Source organism: Collimonas sp. NPDC087041 (assembly GCF_044745265.1).
Lineage (GTDB): Bacteria > Pseudomonadota > Gammaproteobacteria > Burkholderiales > Burkholderiaceae_D > Collimonas.
The window spans coordinates 544093-564399 of the sequence record NZ_JBIUZX010000001.1; the positions used below are offsets into that span (position 1 = coordinate 544093).

The 20307-nt window shown below is 56.9% G+C and carries 18 protein-coding genes; 12 read left to right on the plus strand and 6 right to left on the minus strand.

What is annotated here, in order from left to right:
- Positions 1-18: 18 nt before the first annotated feature.
- The 11 genes from hisS (at position 19) to ACIPF8_RS02580 (ending at position 11617) form a co-directional block, all read left to right on the plus strand.
- Positions 19-1401 (plus strand): histidine--tRNA ligase, encoded by a 1383-nt coding sequence (hisS, locus tag ACIPF8_RS02530; protein WP_400416905.1) that lies wholly within the window; start codon positions 19-21, stop codon positions 1399-1401.
- Positions 1402-1412: 11 nt separating this feature from the next.
- A complete protein-coding gene (locus ACIPF8_RS02535; protein WP_061533546.1) occupies positions 1413-2063 on the plus strand; it encodes a tetratricopeptide repeat protein in 651 nt (216 codons plus the stop codon).
- A gap of 22 nt (positions 2064-2085) precedes the next feature.
- A complete protein-coding gene (gene bamB / locus ACIPF8_RS02540; RefSeq protein ID WP_400416906.1) occupies positions 2086-3222 on the plus strand; it encodes an outer membrane protein assembly factor BamB in 1137 nt (378 codons plus the stop codon).
- A gap of 7 nt (positions 3223-3229) precedes the next feature.
- Positions 3230-4573, plus strand: coding sequence for a ribosome biogenesis GTPase Der (gene der / locus ACIPF8_RS02545; RefSeq protein ID WP_400416907.1), 1344 nt, complete (start codon positions 3230-3232; stop codon positions 4571-4573).
- 133 nt (positions 4574-4706) lie between these two features.
- A complete protein-coding gene (hfq, locus tag ACIPF8_RS02550) occupies positions 4707-4943 on the plus strand; it encodes an RNA chaperone Hfq (protein ID WP_019141241.1) in 237 nt (78 codons plus the stop codon).
- 39 nt (positions 4944-4982) lie between these two features.
- Positions 4983-6137, plus strand: coding sequence for a GTPase HflX (hflX, locus tag ACIPF8_RS02555; protein WP_400416908.1), 1155 nt, complete (start codon positions 4983-4985; stop codon positions 6135-6137).
- Between the two features lie 82 nt (positions 6138-6219).
- A complete protein-coding gene (hflK, locus tag ACIPF8_RS02560) occupies positions 6220-7521 on the plus strand; it encodes an FtsH protease activity modulator HflK (RefSeq protein WP_400416909.1) in 1302 nt (433 codons plus the stop codon).
- Complete coding sequence (hflC, locus tag ACIPF8_RS02565; protein WP_400416910.1) at positions 7521-8414, plus strand: protease modulator HflC; 894 nt, start codon at positions 7521-7523, stop codon at positions 8412-8414. The genes hflK and hflC overlap by 1 nt, the downstream gene beginning before the upstream one ends.
- A gap of 193 nt (positions 8415-8607) precedes the next feature.
- A complete protein-coding gene (locus ACIPF8_RS02570; RefSeq protein WP_400416911.1) occupies positions 8608-9756 on the plus strand; it encodes an ATP phosphoribosyltransferase regulatory subunit in 1149 nt (382 codons plus the stop codon).
- A gap of 3 nt (positions 9757-9759) precedes the next feature.
- Positions 9760-11073 (plus strand): adenylosuccinate synthase, encoded by a 1314-nt coding sequence (locus tag ACIPF8_RS02575; protein ID WP_400416912.1) that lies wholly within the window; start codon positions 9760-9762, stop codon positions 11071-11073.
- 7 nt (positions 11074-11080) lie between these two features.
- Positions 11081-11617, plus strand: a complete 537-nt coding sequence (locus ACIPF8_RS02580) for a phosphoribosyltransferase (protein ID WP_400416913.1) — start codon at positions 11081-11083, stop codon at positions 11615-11617.
- 63 nt (positions 11618-11680) lie between these two features.
- On the opposite strand, the gene ACIPF8_RS02585 is transcribed toward ACIPF8_RS02580, so the two are convergent.
- From ACIPF8_RS02585 to ACIPF8_RS02610, 6 genes are all read right to left on the minus strand, one after another.
- Positions 11681-12886 (minus strand): Gfo/Idh/MocA family protein, encoded by a 1206-nt coding sequence (locus ACIPF8_RS02585; protein ID WP_400416914.1) that lies wholly within the window; start codon positions 12884-12886, stop codon positions 11681-11683.
- 2 nt (positions 12887-12888) lie between these two features.
- On the minus strand, positions 12889-13941 hold the full coding sequence (locus ACIPF8_RS02590) for a sugar phosphate isomerase/epimerase family protein (RefSeq protein ID WP_400416915.1): 1053 nt from the start codon (positions 13939-13941) through the stop codon (positions 12889-12891).
- A gap of 94 nt (positions 13942-14035) precedes the next feature.
- A complete protein-coding gene (locus ACIPF8_RS02595) occupies positions 14036-14959 on the minus strand; it encodes a substrate-binding domain-containing protein (RefSeq protein WP_400417017.1) in 924 nt (307 codons plus the stop codon).
- A 176-nt stretch (positions 14960-15135) separates the two neighbouring features.
- Positions 15136-16161, minus strand: a complete 1026-nt coding sequence (locus ACIPF8_RS02600; RefSeq protein ID WP_400416916.1) for an ABC transporter permease — start codon at positions 16159-16161, stop codon at positions 15136-15138.
- The gene (locus ACIPF8_RS02605) at positions 16142-17629 is read right to left on the minus strand and encodes a sugar ABC transporter ATP-binding protein (RefSeq protein WP_400416917.1); all 1488 of its coding nucleotides are present in this window, start codon (positions 17627-17629) and stop codon (positions 16142-16144) included. The genes ACIPF8_RS02600 and ACIPF8_RS02605 overlap by 20 nt, the downstream gene beginning before the upstream one ends.
- 2 nt (positions 17630-17631) lie before the next feature.
- A complete protein-coding gene (locus tag ACIPF8_RS02610; RefSeq protein WP_400416918.1) occupies positions 17632-18639 on the minus strand; it encodes a LacI family DNA-binding transcriptional regulator in 1008 nt (335 codons plus the stop codon).
- Between the two features lie 238 nt (positions 18640-18877).
- On the opposite strand from ACIPF8_RS02610, the gene ACIPF8_RS02615 reads away from it, so the two are divergent.
- Positions 18878-20173, plus strand: a complete 1296-nt coding sequence (locus ACIPF8_RS02615) for an MFS transporter (protein ID WP_400416919.1) — start codon at positions 18878-18880, stop codon at positions 20171-20173.
- Positions 20174-20307 lie beyond the last annotated feature (134 nt).

The following is a 20307-nucleotide window of genomic DNA, read 5'->3' on the forward strand; positions in this document are numbered from 1 at the left end:
CCTGTGTATTGAAGAAGAATGTCAGAAAATAAGAAGGCCGATAAAATCGTCGGCGTAAAAGGTATGAACGATGTCCTGCCTGCCGATGCGGCACTGTGGGAATTGTTCGAGAACACCGTCGAGTCGGTGCTGAAGAGCTACGGCTTTCAAAAGATCCGCACGCCAATCGTTGAGCCGACCGCGTTGTTTGCGCGCGGCCTGGGTGCGGTTACCGATATCGTCGAAAAGGAAATGTATTCGTTCACCGATTCGATGAACGGCGACAACCTGACTCTGCGTCCGGAAAGCACCGCCGGCGTGGTGCGCGCTGCAATCGAGCACAACCTGACCTATGACGGCCCCAAGCGGCTCTGGTACAACGGCCCGATGTTCCGCCACGAACGTCCGCAGCGCGGGCGCTATCGCCAGTTTCACCAGGTTGGCGCGGAGGCCCTCGGGTTTACCGGCCCGGACATCGACGCTGAACTGATCATGATGTGCCAGCGGCTGTGGGACGATCTCGGCCTGCAGGATGTGAAACTGCAATTGAATTCTATCGGCGATGCCGAAGAGCGTAATCGCCATCGTGCCGACCTGATCGCGTATTTTGAAAAGCATCAGGATCTGCTCGACACCGACGCACAACGACGTCTGCACAGCAACCCGCTGCGCATCCTCGACACCAAGAATCCGACCATGCAGGAAATGGTCAACGGTGCACCGCAGCTGCTCGATTATCTGGGCGAAGAGTCGCGCGCGCACTTTGAAGGCGTGCAGAAGATACTGAACCACAACAACATTCCGTTCACGATCAACCCGCGCCTGGTGCGCGGCATGGACTATTACAATCGCACCGTGTTCGAGTGGGTCACCGACCAGCTCGGTTCACAAGGCACGGTTTGCGGCGGCGGGCGTTACGATCCGTTGGTCGAAATGTTCGGCGGCAAGCCGACACCGGCTTGCGGTTTCGCGATGGGCGTTGAGCGTTTGCTGGAACTGATGCGCGCCAATGGCGAACAGGCCGTGCGTAATGAGTGCGACGTTTACCTGGTGCATCAGGGCGAGGCGGCACAGCTGCAATCGTTCGTGCTGGCGGAACGTTTGCGTAATGCCGGGCTGGATGTTGTGCTACATTGCGCCTCGTCCAATGCCGGCGGCAGTTTCAAATCGCAGATGAAGCGCGCGGATGCCAGCGGTGCGGCATACGCCATCATCATCGGCGAGGATGAAGTCGCTAACCATACTGCGACCGTCAAGACCTTGCGGGCCGACGGCGATGGCAGCGACAATGGCGAAAAAGCTAGTGCCGGCAATCAAAGTGTCGTACCGTTCGACGCGGTCAGCGATTATCTGGTGGACCAGATCGTCGGCGGCGACGATCATGACCACGGCGATCATCAACATATTCACTATCATCACTAAAATAAAATCATATGGCATTCGATCTCGACGAACAGGAACAACTGGCAACGCTTAAGGATTGGTGGAAGAAATACGGCAACCTGACAACCTGGGTGCTGATTATCGCCCTGGGTGCGTACGCAGGCTGGTCCGGCTGGAATTATTACCAGCGCAGCCAGGCCTTGCAGGCGTCGCAGCTGTATGACGAATTGCAAAAAGCGGTAACCGCCAAGGACACAGCCAAGGTCCAGCGCGCTGCTGCCGATATCCAGCAGAAATTCGGCCGTACTGCCTATGCCGGCATGGCCGCTCTGTCGGCTGCCAAGGTTGCCTTTGACGCCAACGACTTGAACGGCGCCAAGGAACAGTTGCAATGGGCGGTCGATCATGGCGCCGACGAAGACTATCGTGCGCTTGCGCGCGTGCGCCTGGCTGGCATCCTGCTGGATCAGAAGGCTTACGACGATGGCTTGAAGGTGTTGGCGGCAGACGTTCCAGCGCCTTTCGCCAGTGCCGTAGCCGATCGCAAGGGCGATATCCTGGTTGCACAGAACAAGCTCGACGATGCTCGCGTCGCCTATCAGCTGGCACTGGATAAGATGGATAGCAAGAATCCAGGTCGGCAACTGATTCAATTGAAACTTGATGCGATTGGCGGCGCTCCAGCCAAAGCCGCAGCCTGATAATTCGGAAAAAAGGAAGAATATGCGTATTGCAGTGAAAGTCGTTTTTGCCGGTGCATTGCTGATGTTGGGCGGCTGTTCCTTGTTCGCCGGTAAGAAACCGAGTAATCCTCCTGCGCCGTTGGTCGAGTTCACGCAGAGCCTCAAAGTGCGTCAGGCATGGACGTTGTCGATCGGCAGCGCTTCGATCTTCACTTTTTCTCCGGTTGCGGCTGGCGGCAGTGTCTATGCCGCTGCAGCTGACGGTACCGTGGCGCGCGTGGATGCTGCGACTGGCGTGGTGGCTTGGCGTATCAATGCCGGCATGCACCTGACAGGCGGCGCCGGCAGCGATGGCACTACTGTGGCCGTGGCTGGTGAAAAGGGCATGTTGCTGGCCTTCGATGCGCAAGGCAAAAAGCTTTGGCAAGCCCAGGCCTCAAGCGAAATCCTGTCGGCGCCGGCAGTTGGCCAGGGCCTGGTGATCGTGCGCAGCCTCGATAATCGGATTGCTGCTTATGATGCCGCGACTGGTGAACGTCGCTGGGCGGTATTGCGTACATTGCCATCGCTGACCTTGCGTTCGGCTCCTGGCGTCCTGGTTGTTCCTCAGGCAACTTTCCTGTCGTTGCCGGGTGGTCGTTTGTCGGCACTGAACCTGACCAATGGTGGTCCGTGGTGGGAAATGGCGATTGGCGATCCGCGCGGTACGACCGAGCTTGAGCGCATCGCTGATGCGTCCGGCACGCCGGTCATCATCGGTCGCCAGGTCTGCGCCGTTGCGTATCAAGGCCGGATCGGCTGTTTTGATGCCGGCAGCGGCACGGCCCACTGGGTCAAACCGTTTTCCAGCGATGTTGGCATCGGCGCCGATGACCGCACGATCTATGCTGCCAACGAGTTCGGCGCTGTGAGCGCGTTCGCTTTGGACGGCGGTGCGGTAGTATGGCAAAACAAGCAGCTCGCCAATCGCGTACTGACAACCCCGGCAGTGCTGGGCAATGCAGTGGTGGTCGGCGACTTTGAGGGATATATTCATTTCTTATCCCGTGAAGATGGCGCCCTGATCGGACGCGTTCGTGCAGACAGCAGTGCTGTGTTGCCGAACCCGATCGTAGTGGGTTCCAATGTGATTTTTCAAACCAAAGCAGGAACCTTGATCGCTTTTGCGACAGAGTAACAATTTAATGAAGCCAGTAATTGCACTAGTAGGACGTCCCAATGTCGGCAAATCGACGTTATTCAATCGTCTGACGCGTTCCCGTGACGCGTTGGTCGCCGATTTGCCCGGCCTGACTCGCGATCGCCATTACGGCGAAGGGCGGGTTGGCGAACGGCCATTCCTGGTGATTGATACTGGCGGTTTCGAGCCGGTTGCCAAAGACGGCATCATGCACGAGATGGCGAAGCAGACCAAGCAAGCCGTGGCGGAAGCCGACATCGTGATTTTCATCGTTGACGGCCGCCAGGGCCTGACCCCGCACGACAAGACCATCACCGATTTCCTGCGCAAGTCGGGCCGCTCGGTGATGCTGGTGGTGAACAAGTCCGAGGGCATGAAGTACACCTCGGTCACGGCCGAGTTCTACGAGCTTGGCATGGGCGACCCCTATGTCATTTCCGCTGCGCATGGCGACGGCGTTGCTGACTTGGTCGAAGAATCGCTGAATCTGGCTTTCTCCCAGCGTCCGGCGGAAGAAGCCGAGCCGGAAGACAAGGATCGTGGCATCAAGATCGCCATCGTCGGTCGGCCGAATGTCGGCAAGTCGACGCTGGTCAATACCTTGCTGGGCGAAGAACGCGTCATTGCATTCGACATGCCTGGCACCACGCGCGATTCGATCGAAATTCCGTTCGAGCGCGACGGCAAGAAATATACGCTGATCGATACCGCCGGCATTCGCCGTCGCGGCAAGGTGTTCGAGGCGATCGAGAAGTTTTCGGTGGTCAAGACTTTGCAATCGATTTCAGAAGCCAACGTGGTTTTGCTGTTGCTCGATGCGCAGCAGGATATTTCCGAGCAGGATGCGCATATCGCCGGCTTCGTGCTGGAAACCGGGCGGGCATTGGTGGTCGGCGTCAACAAGTGGGATGGCTTGACCAGCGACCGTCGCGATGAAATCAAGATGGACATGGATCGCAAGCTGAACTTCCTGTCGTTTGCAAAATTCCATTTCATCTCGGCACTGAAATCGACTGGCATCACACCGCTGATGAAGTCGATTGATTCGGCATACGCCGCCGCGATGTCCAACCTGACTACGCCGAAGCTGACGCGGGCCCTGATCGAGGCTGTGGAGCATCAACAGCCACGTCGCAAGGGATCGATTCGTCCGAAGCTGCGTTATGCCCACCAGGGCGGCATGAACCCGCCTATCGTCGTTATCCACGGCAATGCACTGGAATCGATCGAAGATAACTATAAGCGTTATCTTGAGAAGCATTTCCGGGAAACTTTTTCGCTAATTGGGACTCCATTACGCATCGAGTTCAGATCTAGTCGGAACCCTTACGCGCGCCAGGAAAAATAATTTTTCCATTGGCAGTAAATGAGAAAATCGTTTACATTCGTTAAACACCCACCGAGTCATTCACTTAGAATCTTATTGGTTCTATAAGCAGTTTGCGTTTGACTTCTAATCACAACAACACAGTGGAGTAGCCATGAGTAATAAAGGGCAATTGTTACAAGACCCGTTTTTGAACGCCTTGCGCAAAGAGCATGTTCCGGTTTCGATCTATTTGGTCAACGGCATCAAGCTTCAAGGCCATATCGAATCCTTCGATCAATACGTCGTTTTACTGCGTAATACCGTTACCCAAATGGTATACAAACACGCCATCTCAACCGTAGTTCCTGCACGCGCTGTCAATCTGAATCTTGAATCTGAAGCAGAGTAAACATTTGCTGCCGATTGCGGCAGCGCCACGATTGGTCCTATGCGTGCAGCGTTAGTCGGAGTTGACTTCGGCAAAGGCGACTTTGCCGCAAGTCTGGATGAGCTTTCCTTGCTGGCCGGCTCGGCTGGCGCTTTGCCTATCGTTACGATCACCTGCAAGCGCAGCAGCCCTGATGCTGCTCTGTTTGTCGGCTCCGGCAAGGCGCAGGAAATTGCCGATGCGGTGCTTGATGATGAGCTCGAAATCGTCATTTTCAATCACGCTTTATCGCCGGCACAGCAGCGCAACCTAGAGCGCGTTCTCAAAGTAAGGGTGCTGGACCGTACCAGCCTGATACTCGATATCTTTGCCCAAAGAGCCAAAAGCCATGAAGGTAAAGTGCAAGTTGAGCTTGCGCAATTGCAACATCTTGCGACGCGGCTGATACGCGGCTGGACTCACTTGGAACGGCAAAAAGGTGGTATCGGCTTGCGTGGTCCGGGTGAAACGCAGCTTGAAACCGACCGCCGCCTGTTGGGCGATCGCGTCAAGGCCTTGCGCGCCAGGCTGGACAAGCTACATCGGCAGCACGCCACCCAACGGCGCGCGCGCGGCCGTAGTGCAACCATTTCGATTTCGCTGGTCGGTTACACCAATGCCGGCAAATCAACCTTGTTTAACGCGCTGGCGAAGGCCGGCGTCTATGCTGCGGACCAATTGTTTGCAACCCTGGATACCACTTCCAGGCGCGTTTATCTGGGCGAGGCGGGCAGTGTGGTGATTTCCGATACGGTCGGCTTCATCCGCGAATTGCCTCACCAGTTGGTCGCCGCATTTCGGGCTACGCTGGAAGAAACCATTCATGCCGATTTGCTATTGCATGTGGTCGATGCCGCCAGTCCGGCCCGGCTGGAGCAGATCGAACAGGTCAACCTGGTGCTCAAGGAGATCGGCGCCGATCATATTCCACAGATTCTGGTGTGGAACAAGATTGATGCCGCAGAACTGGCGCCGGGGGTAGAACGTGATGAGTATGATAAAATTCAGCGAGTTTTCATTAGCGCGCAAAAAGGTATTGGTCTTGATTTGTTGCGTCAGGCAATCGCGGAATTCGTGACGCAAAATCCGGTGCTGCCGAATTATTCGATTCCGGTTACGGATATTGAAGAGCCGCTTGAATTACAGCACGAAGCACAGCATATTAAGCAGGTGTGAAACAGTCTGAATCATCGCCCCTAACACACGCCTCTAACGAGCATTCCAACCCCTTATTCATTTACTTAAAGATAACGATCGAATGCTTGGTACCTTATTCAAAAAACTTGGTTTGAAATTTTCGTTGAATGACCCGCAATGGGGTCGTAATTCGCAAAATGACAACAAGCAAAACAATGATGGCAAAAAGCCAAATAACGGTCCTCCGGATCTGGACAAGCTCTGGCAAGACTTTAATCAGCGCCTGAGTCGCCTGCTTGGCGGCAAGAGTGGCGGTGGCGGCGACTCCAGCGGCGGCGGCTTCAATCCGGACATGAAGGGCGCCGGTGTCGGCGTCGGTGCGATTGCCGTGGTGGCGTTCCTGTTGTGGCTGGCCAGCGGTTTCTTTACCGTACAAGAAGGTCAGACCGGCGTTGTCATGACGTTCGGCAAATACAGCCATTCGACCACGCCGGGTTTCAACTGGCGCTGGCCGTATCCGATCCAAAGCCATGAAATCGTCAATGTCTCGCAAGTGCGGACGGTTGAGGTCGGTTATCGCGCCAATGCCAAGAACAAGCAGCCGAAGGAAGCCCTGATGCTGACCGATGATGAAAACATCATCGACATCCAGTTCGCCGTGCAGTACACGCTGAAGAGCGCCTCCGACTGGATTTTCAATATCCGCGATCCGGAAGAGACGGTGCGTCAGGTTGCCGAAACCTCGATTCGTGAAATCGTCGGTAAGAACAAGATGGATTTCGTGCTGTACGAAGGTCGTGAGAAGGTGGCGCAGGATACCAGCCAGTTGATGCAGCAGATCCTGGATCGCTATAAGGCCGGTGTGCAGATCACCAATGTCACGATGCAAGGCGTGCAGCCTCCGGAGCAAGTCCAGGCCGCGTTTGACGATGCAGTCAAAGCCGGGCAGGACCGTGAGCGCCAAAAGAACGAAGGCCAGGCTTATGCCAACGACGTGATTCCGAAGGCTCGCGGCGCTGCTTCGCGCCTGTTGGAGGAAGCCGAGGCATACAGTGCGCGGGTAACTGCCAATGCCGAGGGTGACGCTTCACGTTTCAAGCAAGTCTTGACCGAATATCAGAAAGCGCCGGCAGTGACGCGCGATCGTATGTACTTGGATACCATGCAACAGATTTTTGCTAACACGACAAAAGTAATGGTTGATGCTAAAAGCGGGAACAATTTATTGTATTTGCCATTGGATAAGCTGATCGCGCAATCCGCTGCCAGCGCCACATCGGCCAGCAGCACCGCTGCCGGTGCAGCGTCCGGGACCGTTACGGCTCCGGCCTTGAAGGATACTGTGGTGCCGACGGAATCGCGGGCGCAAGCCGACGATCGCTCCCGTGATAGCCGCGACTCTCGTGATCGGGAGGGCCGATAATGAATCGTATTATCGTAGCTGTCGTAGGTGCATTCATCGCCCTGATGATCCTGTCGTCGACGATCTTCGTGGTCAATCAGCGTCAGTACGCCATTTTGTTCGCTTTCGGTGAAGTCAAGCAGGTGATCAACGAGCCTGGTTTGCATTTCAAACTGCCGCCGCCGTTCCAGAATGTGCTGTTCCTGGATAAGCGCATATTGACCATCGATCCGCCGGATACCGACCGTTTCATCACGGCCGAGAAAATGAATATCCTGATCGATGCCTTCGTCAAGTGGCGCATTACCGATCCGAAACTGTATTTCGTCAGTTTCGGCGGCGATGAAAAGCGCGCCCAGGATCGCATGTCGCAAATCGTCAAGGCAGCCTTGAACGATGAAATCACCAAGCGTACAGTGCGCGAAGTGATTTCCGGCCAGCGCGGCAAAGTCATGGACTCGATTCGTCAAAAGGTGCAGGATGAATCCAAGCAGATCGGCGTCGATATCATCGATGTACGTTTGAAACGTGTGGATTACGTCGACCAGATCAACTCCTCGGTTTACGATCGGATGAAATCCGAACGTCTGCGCGTGGCGAATGAATTGCGTTCGACCGGTTCTGCCGAGTCCGAAAAAATTCGTGCTGATGCTGACAAGCAGCGCACGGTGATCCTGGCAGAAGCCTATCGCGACGCAGAAAAAATGCGTGGTGAAGGTGACGCCAAGGCTTCGCAGATTTATGCCCAGGCATTCGGACAAAATCCGGAGTTCTACAAGTTTTATCGTAGCCTGGAAGCCTATCGCGCCAGCTTCAAGACCCGTCAAGATCTGATGGTGATTGATCCGAATTCGGAATTCTTCAAGTATTTCCGGAGCCCGGCTGGTGGCACTGCGGGTCCTGCCAAAAAATAAATAAGCCGCTTTAATTTACAGCGGTAAGCACTGCACAGGAATGGCGCCTCAAGCGAAGGCGCCATTCCTTATTTTCGAGGCGCATCTATTTGATTTTCCAAATAGTTGCGCTGCTGATTGTTAATGATATTATTCTGGCAAGATTTGAGACTTCAATTCTTGCAGAAAAATTTTTCTAAGATTCATTTTTTCTATGCCAAATTGGCTCCTCCCTGAAAATATCGCTGACGTTTTGCCGTCCGAAGCGCGCAAAATTGAAGACTTGCGCCGCCTGATACTGGATAATTTCCGTTTGTACGGTTACGAGCTGGTCATGCCGCCGATGCTGGAATACCTGGAATCGCTGCTGGCCGGCGCCGGCCAGGATACCGATTTACGTACCTTCAAGCTGGTCGACCAGTTGTCCGGCCGTACCCTCGGGATTCGTGCCGACATGACAACCCAGGTGGCGCGTATCGACGCCCATCTGCTCAATCGCGAGTCGGTTACCCGTCTGTGCTATGTCGGCAGCGTGTTGCATACCCGCCAATCCGGCTTGCACGCTACGCGTGAACCGCTGCAGATCGGCGCTGAAATCTATGGCCATCTCGGTCTGGAAGCAGATGCCGAAATCCAGGAACTGTTGTTGGCGACGCTGGCCTTGGCCGGGATTACCCAAGTGCGCCTGGATCTGTGCCATGTTGGCATTTTGCGCACGATCATCGCAGGCGACGAAGCTGCCAAGGTGAACGAGGCTGAGTTGGTGGCATTGCTTGAAGCCAAGGATTTGCCTGGCTTGCGCACTATTAGCGTTGATTACAAGCCGGAAACCCGTGCCGCGCTGCTGGCACTGCCTGGTTTATATGGCGACGCCAGTGTCCTCAAGCAGGCGCGCCAGGTGCTGCCTGCGCTGCCAGCCATCGGCAAGGCGCTGGATGAACTGGAAACCTTGGCCGAAGCGGCGGGGAAAGATTGCGTGACGGTCGATTTAGCCGATTTACGCGGGTATCATTACGAAAGTGGTTTAATTTTCGCTGCGTACGTGCCCGGCTTGCCGAATGCGCTGGCGCGCGGTGGCCGTTACGACGTTGGCGCCGCTTTTGGACGTTCGCGTCCGGCGACAGGTTTTTCTATGGATTTGCGGGAATTGGCAAGGCTGATTCCTGTAGCGGTACGCAAGCGTGCGATTCACGCTCCCTGGGGAGTGGAAGCAGGTTTGAAGGAAAAGATCGTTGAATTGCGCAAGGCTGGGGAAGTTGTGATCCAGAGTCTGCCCGGTCATGAAAACGATCAAGACGAGTTCGATTGCGACCGCGCGGTCGTGCTCGAAAATGGAAACTGGATTATCAAAAATTTGGACTAAGTGATGTTACAGAAAAGCACCGCAAAAAACGTCGTTGTGATTGGCACCCAATGGGGCGACGAAGGAAAAGGCAAGATCGTTGATTGGCTGACCGATCACGCACAGGCAGTTGTGCGTTTTCAGGGGGGGCATAACGCTGGCCATACATTGGTCATCGGCGGTCACAAGACTGCATTGCAGCTGATCCCGTCCGGCATCATGCGCCCAGGCGTGGCGTGCTACATCGGTAACGGCGTCGTGTTGTCGGTGCCCGACTTGCTGCGCGAGATCGACAAGCTGCAGGCTGCCGGCGTCGAAGTGGCGTCGCGCCTGAAGATCTCCGAAGCTTGCCCGATCATCCTGCCATACCACACCGCACTCGATGCGGCGCGGGAAGCGGCGCGCGGCGATGCCAAGATCGGCACTACCGGCAAGGGTATCGGCCCGGCCTACGAAGACAAGGTTGCCCGTCGCGCGATTCGCGTGGCCGACCTGCTCAACGAAGAACGTTTCGCGGAAAAGCTGAAAGCCAATCTCGAATACCATAATTTCGTCCTCACCAATTACCTGAAGGCGCCGGCCGTCGATTATCAAAAGACGCTGGACGATGCGCTGGCAACCGTCGAGCGCTTGCGTCCGATGGTGGCCGATGTATCGAGCGACCTGTACGCGGCTTACAATGGCGGCGCCAGCCTGCTGTTCGAAGGCGCGCAGGGCAGCTTGCTGGACGTTGATCACGGCACTTATCCGTTCGTTACATCGAGCAACTGCGTGGCCGGCAATGCCGCTGCCGGCAGCGGCGTCGGTCCGAACATGCTGCATTACATCCTGGGCATCACCAAGGCTTACACCACGCGTGTCGGCTCCGGCCCGTTCCCATCCGAATTGCCTACCGACCAAGGCGTCGGCAAGCATCTGGCCAGCGTCGGCCACGAATTCGGCACAGTGACCGGCCGTGCCCGTCGTTGCGGCTGGTTCGATGCCGCCTTGCTGAAGCGTTCGGTGCAGATCAACGGCGTGTCCGGCATGTGCCTGACCAAGCTGGATGTGCTGGATGGCCTGGAAACACTGAAGCTGTGCACCGGCTACACGCTCAACGGCAAGACCGTGGATATCTTCCCGGTCGGCGCTGAAGAAGCGGCGCTGTGCGTACCGATTTACGAAGAAATGCCGGGCTGGAGCGAATCCACGGTCGGCGCCAAATCGATGGACGCATTGCCTGCTACAGCTCGTGCCTACATCAAACGTATCGAAGAATTGGTAGGCGTGCCTATCGATATGGTTTCGACCGGTCCTGACCGTGAGGAAACCATCGTTTTGCGCCACCCATTTAAATAAAAACAATATGAATAAATCTGATGACAAGCACCTGTGGGTGTCGTGGGATGAGTATCACCGCATCATTGAAAAACTGGTCCTGAACGTCCACGCCTCCGGCTGGCAGTTTGACCAGGTCCTGTGCCTGGCGCGCGGCGGTTTGCGTCCGGGCGACGTGTTTTCGCGTATTTTCGATGTGCCGCTGGCGATCCTGTCGACCAGCTCCTACCGGGAAGAGGCTGGTACGGTGCGCAGCGAACTCGATATCGGCAAGCACATCACGATGAGCCGCGGCGCCTTGGCGGGCCGGGTTCTGGTGGTCGATGACCTGGTCGATTCCGGCGTTACGCTGGATAAGGTGCTGCATCACCTCAAGGAGAACTACGCTCCGGTGACCGAGGTGAAATCGGCTGTGATTTGGTGGAAGGCCTGCTCCTCGCTGAAGCCGGATTTTTACGTCGATTACCTGCCGACCAATCCATGGATTCATCAGCCTTTCGAAGAGTACGACAGCCTGCGTCCACATCAATTGGAAGCATGGAGTAAAAAGGGCGTATCGAGATAATCGAACGCGCTTACAAAGAAAGCCTCGTTGCTGATACAACGAGGCTTTTTTACATCCTGACCTTTATGCCAGGCTGACCCAGCTGGAATCCTGCGTGTGGCTGCGCAGCACCGCATCGATAAATTCCATTCCCGATACACCATCCTCGACCGTCGTCAGGAAACGACTGCTGTCGGGCGGGGGTTGGCCGTTGTTGATTGCAGCGATTTGCAGAGCGGCGTCTACGTACAGCTGGGCAAACGCTTCCAGGTAACCTTCGGGATGCCCGGCCGGCACGCGTGTGGCGTGCGCGGCCACCTGGCCCGATGCGCGGCCACGCGTGATGCATTGCGCCTGGCCGCCTTGTGGCGTGAACCATAGTTGGTTGGGATTTTCCTGGTCGAACGCCAGACTGGCTTTGCTGCCATACAAGCGCAACCGCAATGCATTTTCGCAGCCAGTGGCGACCTGGCTGGCCCACAAGGTTCCGCGCGCGCCGTTGGCGTAGCGCAGCATCACCTGCACATGATCGTCTACCTGGCGTCCCGGTACAAATGTGTGCAGTTCGGCCAGCAGTTGTGTCGGTGTCGCGCCACTGATGTATTGCGCCAGCTGATAGGCGTGGCTGCCGACGTCGCCCAGGGTGCCGGCCGGACCGTTACGGGCCGGATCGGAACGCCAGCCTTGCGCTCCCGGGTCTTGCTCACCGCTGGCAGCAGCAGCGGTGGCCGCCGGTATTTCAGCGGCCAGCCAGTCCTGGGAGTATTCCACCTGCAGCAGCCGCAGTTCACCTAGCGCGCCTGCCGCAACCAATTCCCTCGCATGGCGCACCAGCGGGTAGCCGGTATAAGTGTGGGTCAAAGCGAACAGCAGGTTCTTCTGACGCGCCAGTGCGGCCAATCCTTGCGCCTCTTGCAGGGAAATGGCCAATGGCTTGTCGCAGATGACGTGGATGCCTGCTTCCAGGAACGCCGTAGCGACTGGAGCATGCAGATAATTTGGCGTGACGATGGCCACCACGTCGATGCCGTCGGCACGGGCAGCTTCCTGGCGCGCCATCTCGACGTAACTGGCGTAACTGCGAGCAGGGTCGAGGCGAATCGCGGCGGCGCTTGATGCCGCGCGCGCCGGGTCGCCGGACAAAGCGCCGGCGACCAACTCATAATGATCGTCGAGGCGCGCCGCCATGCGATGCACAGCGCCGATGAAGGCGCCGTCGCCGCCACCCGCCATGCCCAGGCGTAGACGCCGTGACAGCCTGGTTTCCTGTTTGCCGTGATTAATTCCCATGGTTAGTCCAATCCTAATATTTGTGCAATCTGCGCCGGCTGTACCTGGCCATCGGCAAAATCGTCAAAGGCCCGTTCACTGACACGAATGATATGGTTGCGGATAAATTCCGCTCCCTCGGCCGCGCCGTCTTCCGGATGCTTGAGCGCGCATTCCCATTCAAGCACGGCCCAGCCGGGAAAATCGTACTGCGCCATTTTTGAAAAGATCGCCTTGAAATCGATCTGGCCATCGCCCAACGAACGAAAACGTCCGGCGCGATCTTGCCAGCCAGAGTATCCGCCGTAGACTCCTTGCCGGCCGTCGGGGCGAAACTCTGCATCCTTGACGTGGAAAGCCTTGATGCGTTGGTGGTAAATGTCGATGAACGCCAGGTAGTCGAGCTGCTGCAGCAGGAAATGACTCGGGTCATAGAGGATATTTGCGCGCGGATGGTGATCGACAGCCTCCAGGAAACGCTCGAAAGTCACGCCATCATGCAAGTCCTCGCCGGGATGCAGTTCATAGCAAAGATCGACGCCGGCATCGTCAAACGCGTCAAGAATCGGGCGCCAACGGCGCGCCAGTTCGGCAAAAGCAGCTTCGACCAATCCATGCGGGCGCTGTGGCCACGGATACAGATAGGGCCATGCCAACGCACCGGAAAAACTCACATGCGCGCGCAAGCCTAGTCGTTTTGAAGCGATTGCCGCGCAATGGAGTTGTTCTTCGGCCCACGCGGTGCGCGCCACCGGATTGCCGCGCAGTTCGAGCGGCGCGAAGCCGTCGAACATCATGTCGTAGGCCGGATGTACTGCTAACAGCTGTCCTTGCAGATGGGTCGACAGCTCGCTGATTTGCAAGCCGTGCCGGGCCAACATGCCGCTGATGTCGTCGCAGTAAGTCTGACTTTTGGCAGCTGTTTGCAGGTCGAACAGACGCACGTCGGTCGGTAGCTGCAGCGCTTTGTAGCCGAGGGCCGATGCCCATCTGGCCAGGTTTTCCAGCGTGTCGAACGGCGCTTTATCGCCCATGAACTGGGCCAGGAACAGGGCCGGACCTTGTATGGTTTTCATGGCGCAAATCCTTTCGTTGCAAGGGCGTTGCAAGGTTCTTGTTTTCAGTGCGGTGCTGCAGGTGGCAAGCCCGCTGCAGCACCGCAGTCGCTAGTTAAAACGGTGAATCCGGGAAGTAGAACTGCTTGGCGTTTTGATTGGTGATCAAGACCGATGGAATGATGGTGGTCGGTGGCAGCTTTTCACCTTTCAGGCGGGCTTCCGCCGTCATCTTGATGGCGTCGTAGATAAATTTCGGCGAGTACGAAACGTCCGCCTTGATCATCTTGTCGCCATCGATGATCTTCTTGACGGCGCCCTTGGCGCCGGCGCCGCCGAAGATTTCCTTGATGTCGCTGCGCTTGGCCTGGTCGATGGCTTTTTGTACGCCGACAGCCATGTCGTCATCCGCCGCCCAGACCGCATCGATCTGGCGGAAGCGCGTCAGGTAGTCTTGCATCACCTTGAAGGCATCGTCGCGATTCCAGTTGCCGAATTTTGCGTCGAGGATCTTGATGTTTGGATATCCTTTCATTACTGCGCTGAAGGCATCGAAACGCTCATTATCCAAGGTGGTAGGAATGCCGCGCAGAACCACGATGTTGCCTTTACCGTTCAGCTGCTTCGCCAGATATTCGGCGGGTAGCTTGCCGAACGCCGTGTTGTCGCCGGCGACATAGGCATCCTGGGCTGAGGTATTGGTTAGGCCGCGGTCAACCACCGTGACATATACGCCCTTGTTCTTGACTTGCGCCACCGGTTGGGTAAGTGCCGCCGACTCCAGCGGGAAGATGACCAAGGTGTTGATCTTGTTGACAGTCAGCATGTCTTGCAACTGATTCGCCTGTTCCGACGCAGTCGCCGAGGTCTTGACGATGATCTTCAGGTCCGGATGGGCTTTTTCCAGTTCTTTCTTGGCCTCGTTGGCCCACCAGACAATGCCGGCGGTGAAGCTATGGGTGGCGGTCGGGATGGCGACGCCTAGCGTCACTTTTTCGGCGGCGTGGACCGGCAGGGCGGACAGGCTCACTACGGTCATTGCGGTTGCGGCGGCTGCGGACAACAAGCCGCGGCTAAAAATACGGTTGATCGAATACATGGTATCTCCTCCAGGTAATGGTGCCGGTAGCGGCATCCGGTTTGAAATCATGAAATCCACAAACGATATTGATATCGATATTGAAATTGCGGGGCGACAGGTTTTTAGATGCACCTTTAATGTCGGCCGCGCTGGAAATACGCCACTGCGATGATGACGACGCCTTGTACTGCTGCATTCAGGTAGACGCTGATGATGCTGGTCAGGTTAAGAATGTTGCTGATCACGGACAACAAGATGGCGCCCACGACAGTGCCCACGATGCGCCCGGAGCCACCCTTGAGCGCAGTGCCGCCAACCACCACGGCTGCAATCGCTTCCAACTCCCACAGCAGGCCGGTGGTGGGCGAGGCGGAACCCAGGCGCGGCACATACAACACGGTCGCGATGCCGACGCATACGCCCAGCAACATGTAGGTGCAGGTCTTGACGAAGTCGACTCGAATGGCGGCGTAACGGGCCACCTGTTCGTTGGAGCCGATAGCCTGCACGTGGCGTCCGAAAGCAGTGCGATTCAAGATCAATGCGCCACTCAGCGCTACGGCGAGGAACACCCAGATCGGAATCGGAATGCCCAATATATTGGTGTAGTAGACCGGGCTGTACAAATCGGACAGCTGGTTGTCCAGCGTCAGTGCACCGCCGTCCGCCAGATAGGTCAGCACTGAGCGAAAGATGCCCAAGGTGCCCAGCGTGACGATAAAGGCTTCGATCTTGCCTTTGGTGATCAGCAAGCCGTGCAGCAAACCAAATGCCAGGCCGAGCAGCAACGCCATCACGATACCGATGACGACGATGGTGAGCGGTCCCGGTACAACACCGCCGACACCGGTCATCAGCATATTCATGAAGTAAATCATGCTGCCGGCGATTAACGCAGCCATGGAGCCGACAGACAGATCGATACCGCCCGAAATGATGACAAACGTCATGCCGACCGCGATGATGCCGATGAACGCAGTGCGGGTCAGCACGTTCATCAGGTTGTCGATCGTGGCGAAATCGTGGTTGAGCAGGGTGCCGGCGATACACAGGCCAATCAGCCCGATCACCGGGCCCAGGCCCTTCAGGTGATTAAGGTATTGCGTGAGGTTTTGCATGAGCCGGGCGGATGCGCGGGAATCAATGGGTGCCGGTAGCATGGGAAATCAACTCCTCTTCGGTCAACTGGTCGCTGGCTAGCGTGGTTTGCAAAACGCCCGCGCGCATGACCGCGACGCGATGGCAAAGACCGATCAGTTCGATCAGCTCGGATGAAATGACGATCACCGCTCGGCCTTCGGCGGCCAGGCGATGAATCAGGAAATAAATGTCGCGCTTGGCGCCGACATCGACGCCGCGGGTCGGCTCGTCCAGAATCACCACGCGCGGATCGGCATGCAGGTATTTGGCCAGCGCCAGCTTTTGCTGGTTGCCGCCGGACAGCATGCGTGCTTTCACCTGTGGGTTGCCGGTGCGGATATTGAATTCCTGAATTGCGCGGGTGAGGGCTTTTTTTTCAGACGTCAGATCCAGCAAAGGATGGCTGTAGCGCTCCAGCGTCATGATGGTCAGGTTTTCGCGCAAGCCAAGGTCAACGTGCAAGCCCTTGCCCTTGCGGTCTTCACTCAGGTAGGTCAAGCCGTGCTGCATGGCTTGGCGTGGCGTGCGCAGTTCGACCTCTTTGCCGTCAATGGTGAAACGGCCGCCACTGCGCGGGCGCAGGCCGATCAGTGCCTCCATGGCTTCAGTACGTCCGGCTCCGACCAGTCCGGCAAAGCCGAGGATTTCGCCGGCGCGCACTTCAAAATCGAGATCGGGAACCCAGCCCGGCACCGCCAGGTGCTCCACCTTCAGCAGCACTGGTGCATCTGGCGCCGGCAACGCCTTGGCCGGAAACATGTCCGATACGTCGCGTCCCACCATCAGGTTTGCCATCTGATGACGATCCAGGCTGGCGGTCGGTTCGCGGGTGATGAAACGGCCGTCGCGCATGATGATGACTTCATCCGTATGGCTTTCGATTTCATCCAGCTTGTGCGAGATATAGATGATGGTGACGCCTTGCTCCTTGAGTTGCGCCATCAATGCAAACAGTCTTTGCGTTTCGCTCGATGTCAGCGTCGCGCTGGGCTCATCCATGATCAGCAGACGCGCCTTGCGCGACAAGGCTTTGGCAATTTCCACCAGCTGTTTTTCCGCGACGATCAGGCTGCTGACCTTGGAGTCCGGACTGACGTTGAGGCCGACCTGGGCCAGGCAGTGCGCCGCTTCCTCGCGCATGGCGGCATCATCCAGCAGCCAGCCTTTGTGCTTTTCGTGGCCCAGGAAAATGTTTTGCGCGATCGTCAGATGTTCGGCCAGATTGAATTCCTGATGGATCAGGACAATCCCGCAAGCCTCTGCCTGGCGCGAGCCGGCGAAATGGCGGCTCCGGCCATCAATGATCAACTCGCCTTCGGTAATGCTTTCATAGCCGGCCAAAATTTTCATCAAGGTGGATTTGCCGGCGCCGTTTTCACCCAGCAAACCATATACCCGGCCCAGCTCCAGGTCGAAGCTGACGCCGTGGAGCACGCGCACCGCGCCAAAATCCTTGCGAATATTCACGAAGCGCACCGCAGTATCCATGGTTAGCTGCTCTCTCTCTGGACCAGATGATGATCAAGCAGCACGCCTTGCACCGTTGCCTCCGGGTCTGCCAGGCGTTGCAGCAACAGCTGCGCCGCAGTTTCCCCGAGCAGCCGCATGGGCTGGGCGATGGTGCTTAGCGGCGGCCAGGTTTGCGCGGCGATGGCGATATCGTCGAAACCGATGACGGCAACCTCTTCAGGCACGCGCTTGTTCAACTGGCGCATCGCGCTCAGCACGCCGATGGCTAGCGTGTCCGATACCGCGAATATGGCGCTGGGTGCATCCGGGTGCTGCATCATCTGCAAGGTGGCGTGTTTGCCGGCATCGTAGTCCAGGCTGTCGACTTGCTGACGCCATTCGGGACGCACCGGCAATCCGGCAGCTTGCATGGCGTCGAGGTAGCCGCGCTGGCGCTCGCGGGCGTAGCGAAAGCGTTGATCCGAATTGATTAATCCGATGCGTGTGTGGCCGCGTTCAATCAAGTGGCGCACTGCGTCGCCGGCGGCGCGATAGTTGTCCACGCCGACATACGGTACGGCGATGGCGGGATCGAATTCGCAACAGGCGACCCAAGGCAAGACGTTGGATTCGTTGGCCAGTGCGTGTTGTACGGTATCCGGATCGAGGCAGATCGCGCCATCTGCCCGATGTGTGCGCAACAGATCGAAATACGCGCTTTCGCGGCCTTCGTCGGCGCCGGTATCGCACAGCATCACGAAATAACCGTGCTCGCGCGCGACGCTATCGATGCCACGGACGATCTCCGAGTAAAACGGATTGCCCACATCCGGCACCATGGTCAGCAACAACCGGCTGGCGGCGGTGCGCAGGTTGCGGGCCAGATGATTCATGCGGTAACCGAGCGCCGTCACGGAGGCCAACACCTTGTCGCGCGTTATCGGGCGCACGCTATCCAAGTCATTCATCACACGGGATACGGTCGCTACGGATACACCGGCGTGCTTGGCGACAGCGGCAATCGAGACAGGGGTGTTTTTAAATGTCATGTAATGAAACGAGTGGGTCTGGTGTATTTAAATGTAATCGATTACATTCGGTTTATACGTGCTCGTCAGGCGCTTTGCAAGCTGAATTCATGTTGTGATGCAGCATCGCAATCAGGTGTAAAAGAAGGTAAAAGGGATGTGTGAGGGGAGGTGGCGTAGAGGAAGCGTAGGGGAAATGTCGTAGAAAAAGCAGAGCCCGGATATCACAGTAGTCAGACCAAAATAAAGGGATTTAACCATGAGCAGCACGGCAATCGGCAGCACTGCAGTCAGCACCGCACCATATGAACAGCACCCGCAAACCTGGCGCGCTGTCATTTCATCGTCGATCGGGAATGCATTGGAATGGTTCGATGTTTTACTTTACAGCGCCATGGCGGTCACCATCGCCAAGCTGTTCTTTCCGACCGAGAACCAGACCGTTTCGCTGTTGATTACCTTTGCGACCTTCGGCGTCTCGTTCTTCATGCGGCCACTGGGAGCGGTTGTTATCGGCGCCTATTCTGACCGTGTCGGCCGCAAGGCTGCGCTGACCTTATCGATCCTGCTGATGATGATCGGCACGTTGTTGATCGCCATCATGCCGACATATGCGCAAATCGGCCTGTTGGCGCCGGCCGGCATCGTTCTGGCGCGCTTGCTGCAAGGCTTTTCCGCCGGTGGCGAGTTCGGCAGTTCGACTGCATTCCTGGTCGAACATGCGCCGCACCGACGAGGATTTTTCTCCAGCTGGCAGGTCGCCAGCCAAGGCCTGAGTATCGTGCTGGCTGCGTTGGCGGGCGCGCTCCTGTCGTCGCAGCTTTCCACCGAACAGCTGGAATCCTGGGGCTGGCGTCTGCCGTTCTTCTTTGGCCTGTTGATTGGTCCTGCCGGCTACTACATCCGCAAAAATCTTGAAGAATCGCCTGAGTTTGCCCAGGCCAGCGCCACCGCCACACCGCTACGTGACATCGTGGCCAGTCAGAAAATGCAGTTGCTGATCGGTTCCGGCAGCGTCATCATGGCCACCGTGTCGGTCTACCTGGTGGTCTACATGCCGACCTATGCGGTCAAGCAACTGGGCATGACCTCGACGGCCTCGTTCAGCGCCACTATCCTGGCAGGCGTGATCATGCTGCTCTTCTCGCCATTGGTTGGTCACCTGTCCGACAAATACGGCCGCACGCCGTTCATGTTGAGCAGCAGCGTGTTGTTCGTCCTCCTGACTTACCCGTTGTTCTCCTGGTTGTCGCACAACCCGAGTTTCATCAACCTGTTGCTGGTGCAAGGCGTCATCGGCCTGCTGATGACCATGTATTTCGCGTCGATGCCGGCACTGCTGTCGGATATCTTTCCGGTCCAGACACGCGGCACCGGCATGTCCCTGAGCTATAACATCGCCGTGATGATTTTCGGCGGCTTCGCCGGCATGACGATCACCTGGCTGATCGCCGTTACTGAAAACAAGCTGGCAGTGACTTTCTATGTGATCGGCGGGGCGTTGCTGAGCGTGATTGCGACGCTTGCCGCACGTTATAAATTGCACCTGCGTTGATGCTTGTTTGAAAATGCATGACAGGCAGGCAAGTTGGCTTGCCTGTCATGCAAAAAATATTCGATTGTAAAAATAAACGAAAAATTGTTTCTATTTATGGGATTCGTGCCTACAATGGCGGAAGGTGAAAGTAA

Coding starts and splice junctions, on each gene's coding strand:
- hflC (WP_400416910.1), top strand. CDS start 7,521: ATGAATCGTATTATCGTAGCTGTCGTAGGTGCATTCATCGCCCTGATG.
- ACIPF8_RS02575 (WP_400416912.1), top strand. CDS start 9,760: ATGTTACAGAAAAGCACCGCAAAAAACGTCGTTGTGATTGGCACCCAA.
- ACIPF8_RS02590 (WP_400416915.1), bottom strand. CDS start 13,941: ATGAAAACCATACAAGGTCCGGCCCTGTTCCTGGCCCAGTTCATGGGC.
- ACIPF8_RS02610 (WP_400416918.1), bottom strand. CDS start 18,639: ATGACATTTAAAAACACCCCTGTCTCGATTGCCGCTGTCGCCAAGCAC.
- hflK (WP_400416909.1), top strand. CDS start 6,220: ATGCTTGGTACCTTATTCAAAAAACTTGGTTTGAAATTTTCGTTGAAT.
- ACIPF8_RS02615 (WP_400416919.1), top strand. CDS start 18,878: ATGAGCAGCACGGCAATCGGCAGCACTGCAGTCAGCACCGCACCATAT.
- hisS (WP_400416905.1), top strand. CDS start 19: ATGTCAGAAAATAAGAAGGCCGATAAAATCGTCGGCGTAAAAGGTATG.
- ACIPF8_RS02535 (WP_061533546.1), top strand. CDS start 1,413: ATGGCATTCGATCTCGACGAACAGGAACAACTGGCAACGCTTAAGGAT.
- ACIPF8_RS02585 (WP_400416914.1), bottom strand. CDS start 12,886: ATGGGAATTAATCACGGCAAACAGGAAACCAGGCTGTCACGGCGTCTA.
- bamB (WP_400416906.1), top strand. CDS start 2,086: ATGCGTATTGCAGTGAAAGTCGTTTTTGCCGGTGCATTGCTGATGTTG.
- hfq (WP_019141241.1), top strand. CDS start 4,707: ATGAGTAATAAAGGGCAATTGTTACAAGACCCGTTTTTGAACGCCTTG.
- ACIPF8_RS02580 (WP_400416913.1), top strand. CDS start 11,081: ATGAATAAATCTGATGACAAGCACCTGTGGGTGTCGTGGGATGAGTAT.
- der (WP_400416907.1), top strand. CDS start 3,230: ATGAAGCCAGTAATTGCACTAGTAGGACGTCCCAATGTCGGCAAATCG.
- ACIPF8_RS02600 (WP_400416916.1), bottom strand. CDS start 16,161: ATGCTACCGGCACCCATTGATTCCCGCGCATCCGCCCGGCTCATGCAA.
- ACIPF8_RS02570 (WP_400416911.1), top strand. CDS start 8,608: ATGCCAAATTGGCTCCTCCCTGAAAATATCGCTGACGTTTTGCCGTCC.
- hflX (WP_400416908.1), top strand. CDS start 4,983: ATGCGTGCAGCGTTAGTCGGAGTTGACTTCGGCAAAGGCGACTTTGCC.
- ACIPF8_RS02605 (WP_400416917.1), bottom strand. CDS start 17,629: ATGGATACTGCGGTGCGCTTCGTGAATATTCGCAAGGATTTTGGCGCG.
- ACIPF8_RS02595 (WP_400417017.1), bottom strand. CDS start 14,959: ATGACCGTAGTGAGCCTGTCCGCCCTGCCGGTCCACGCCGCCGAAAAA.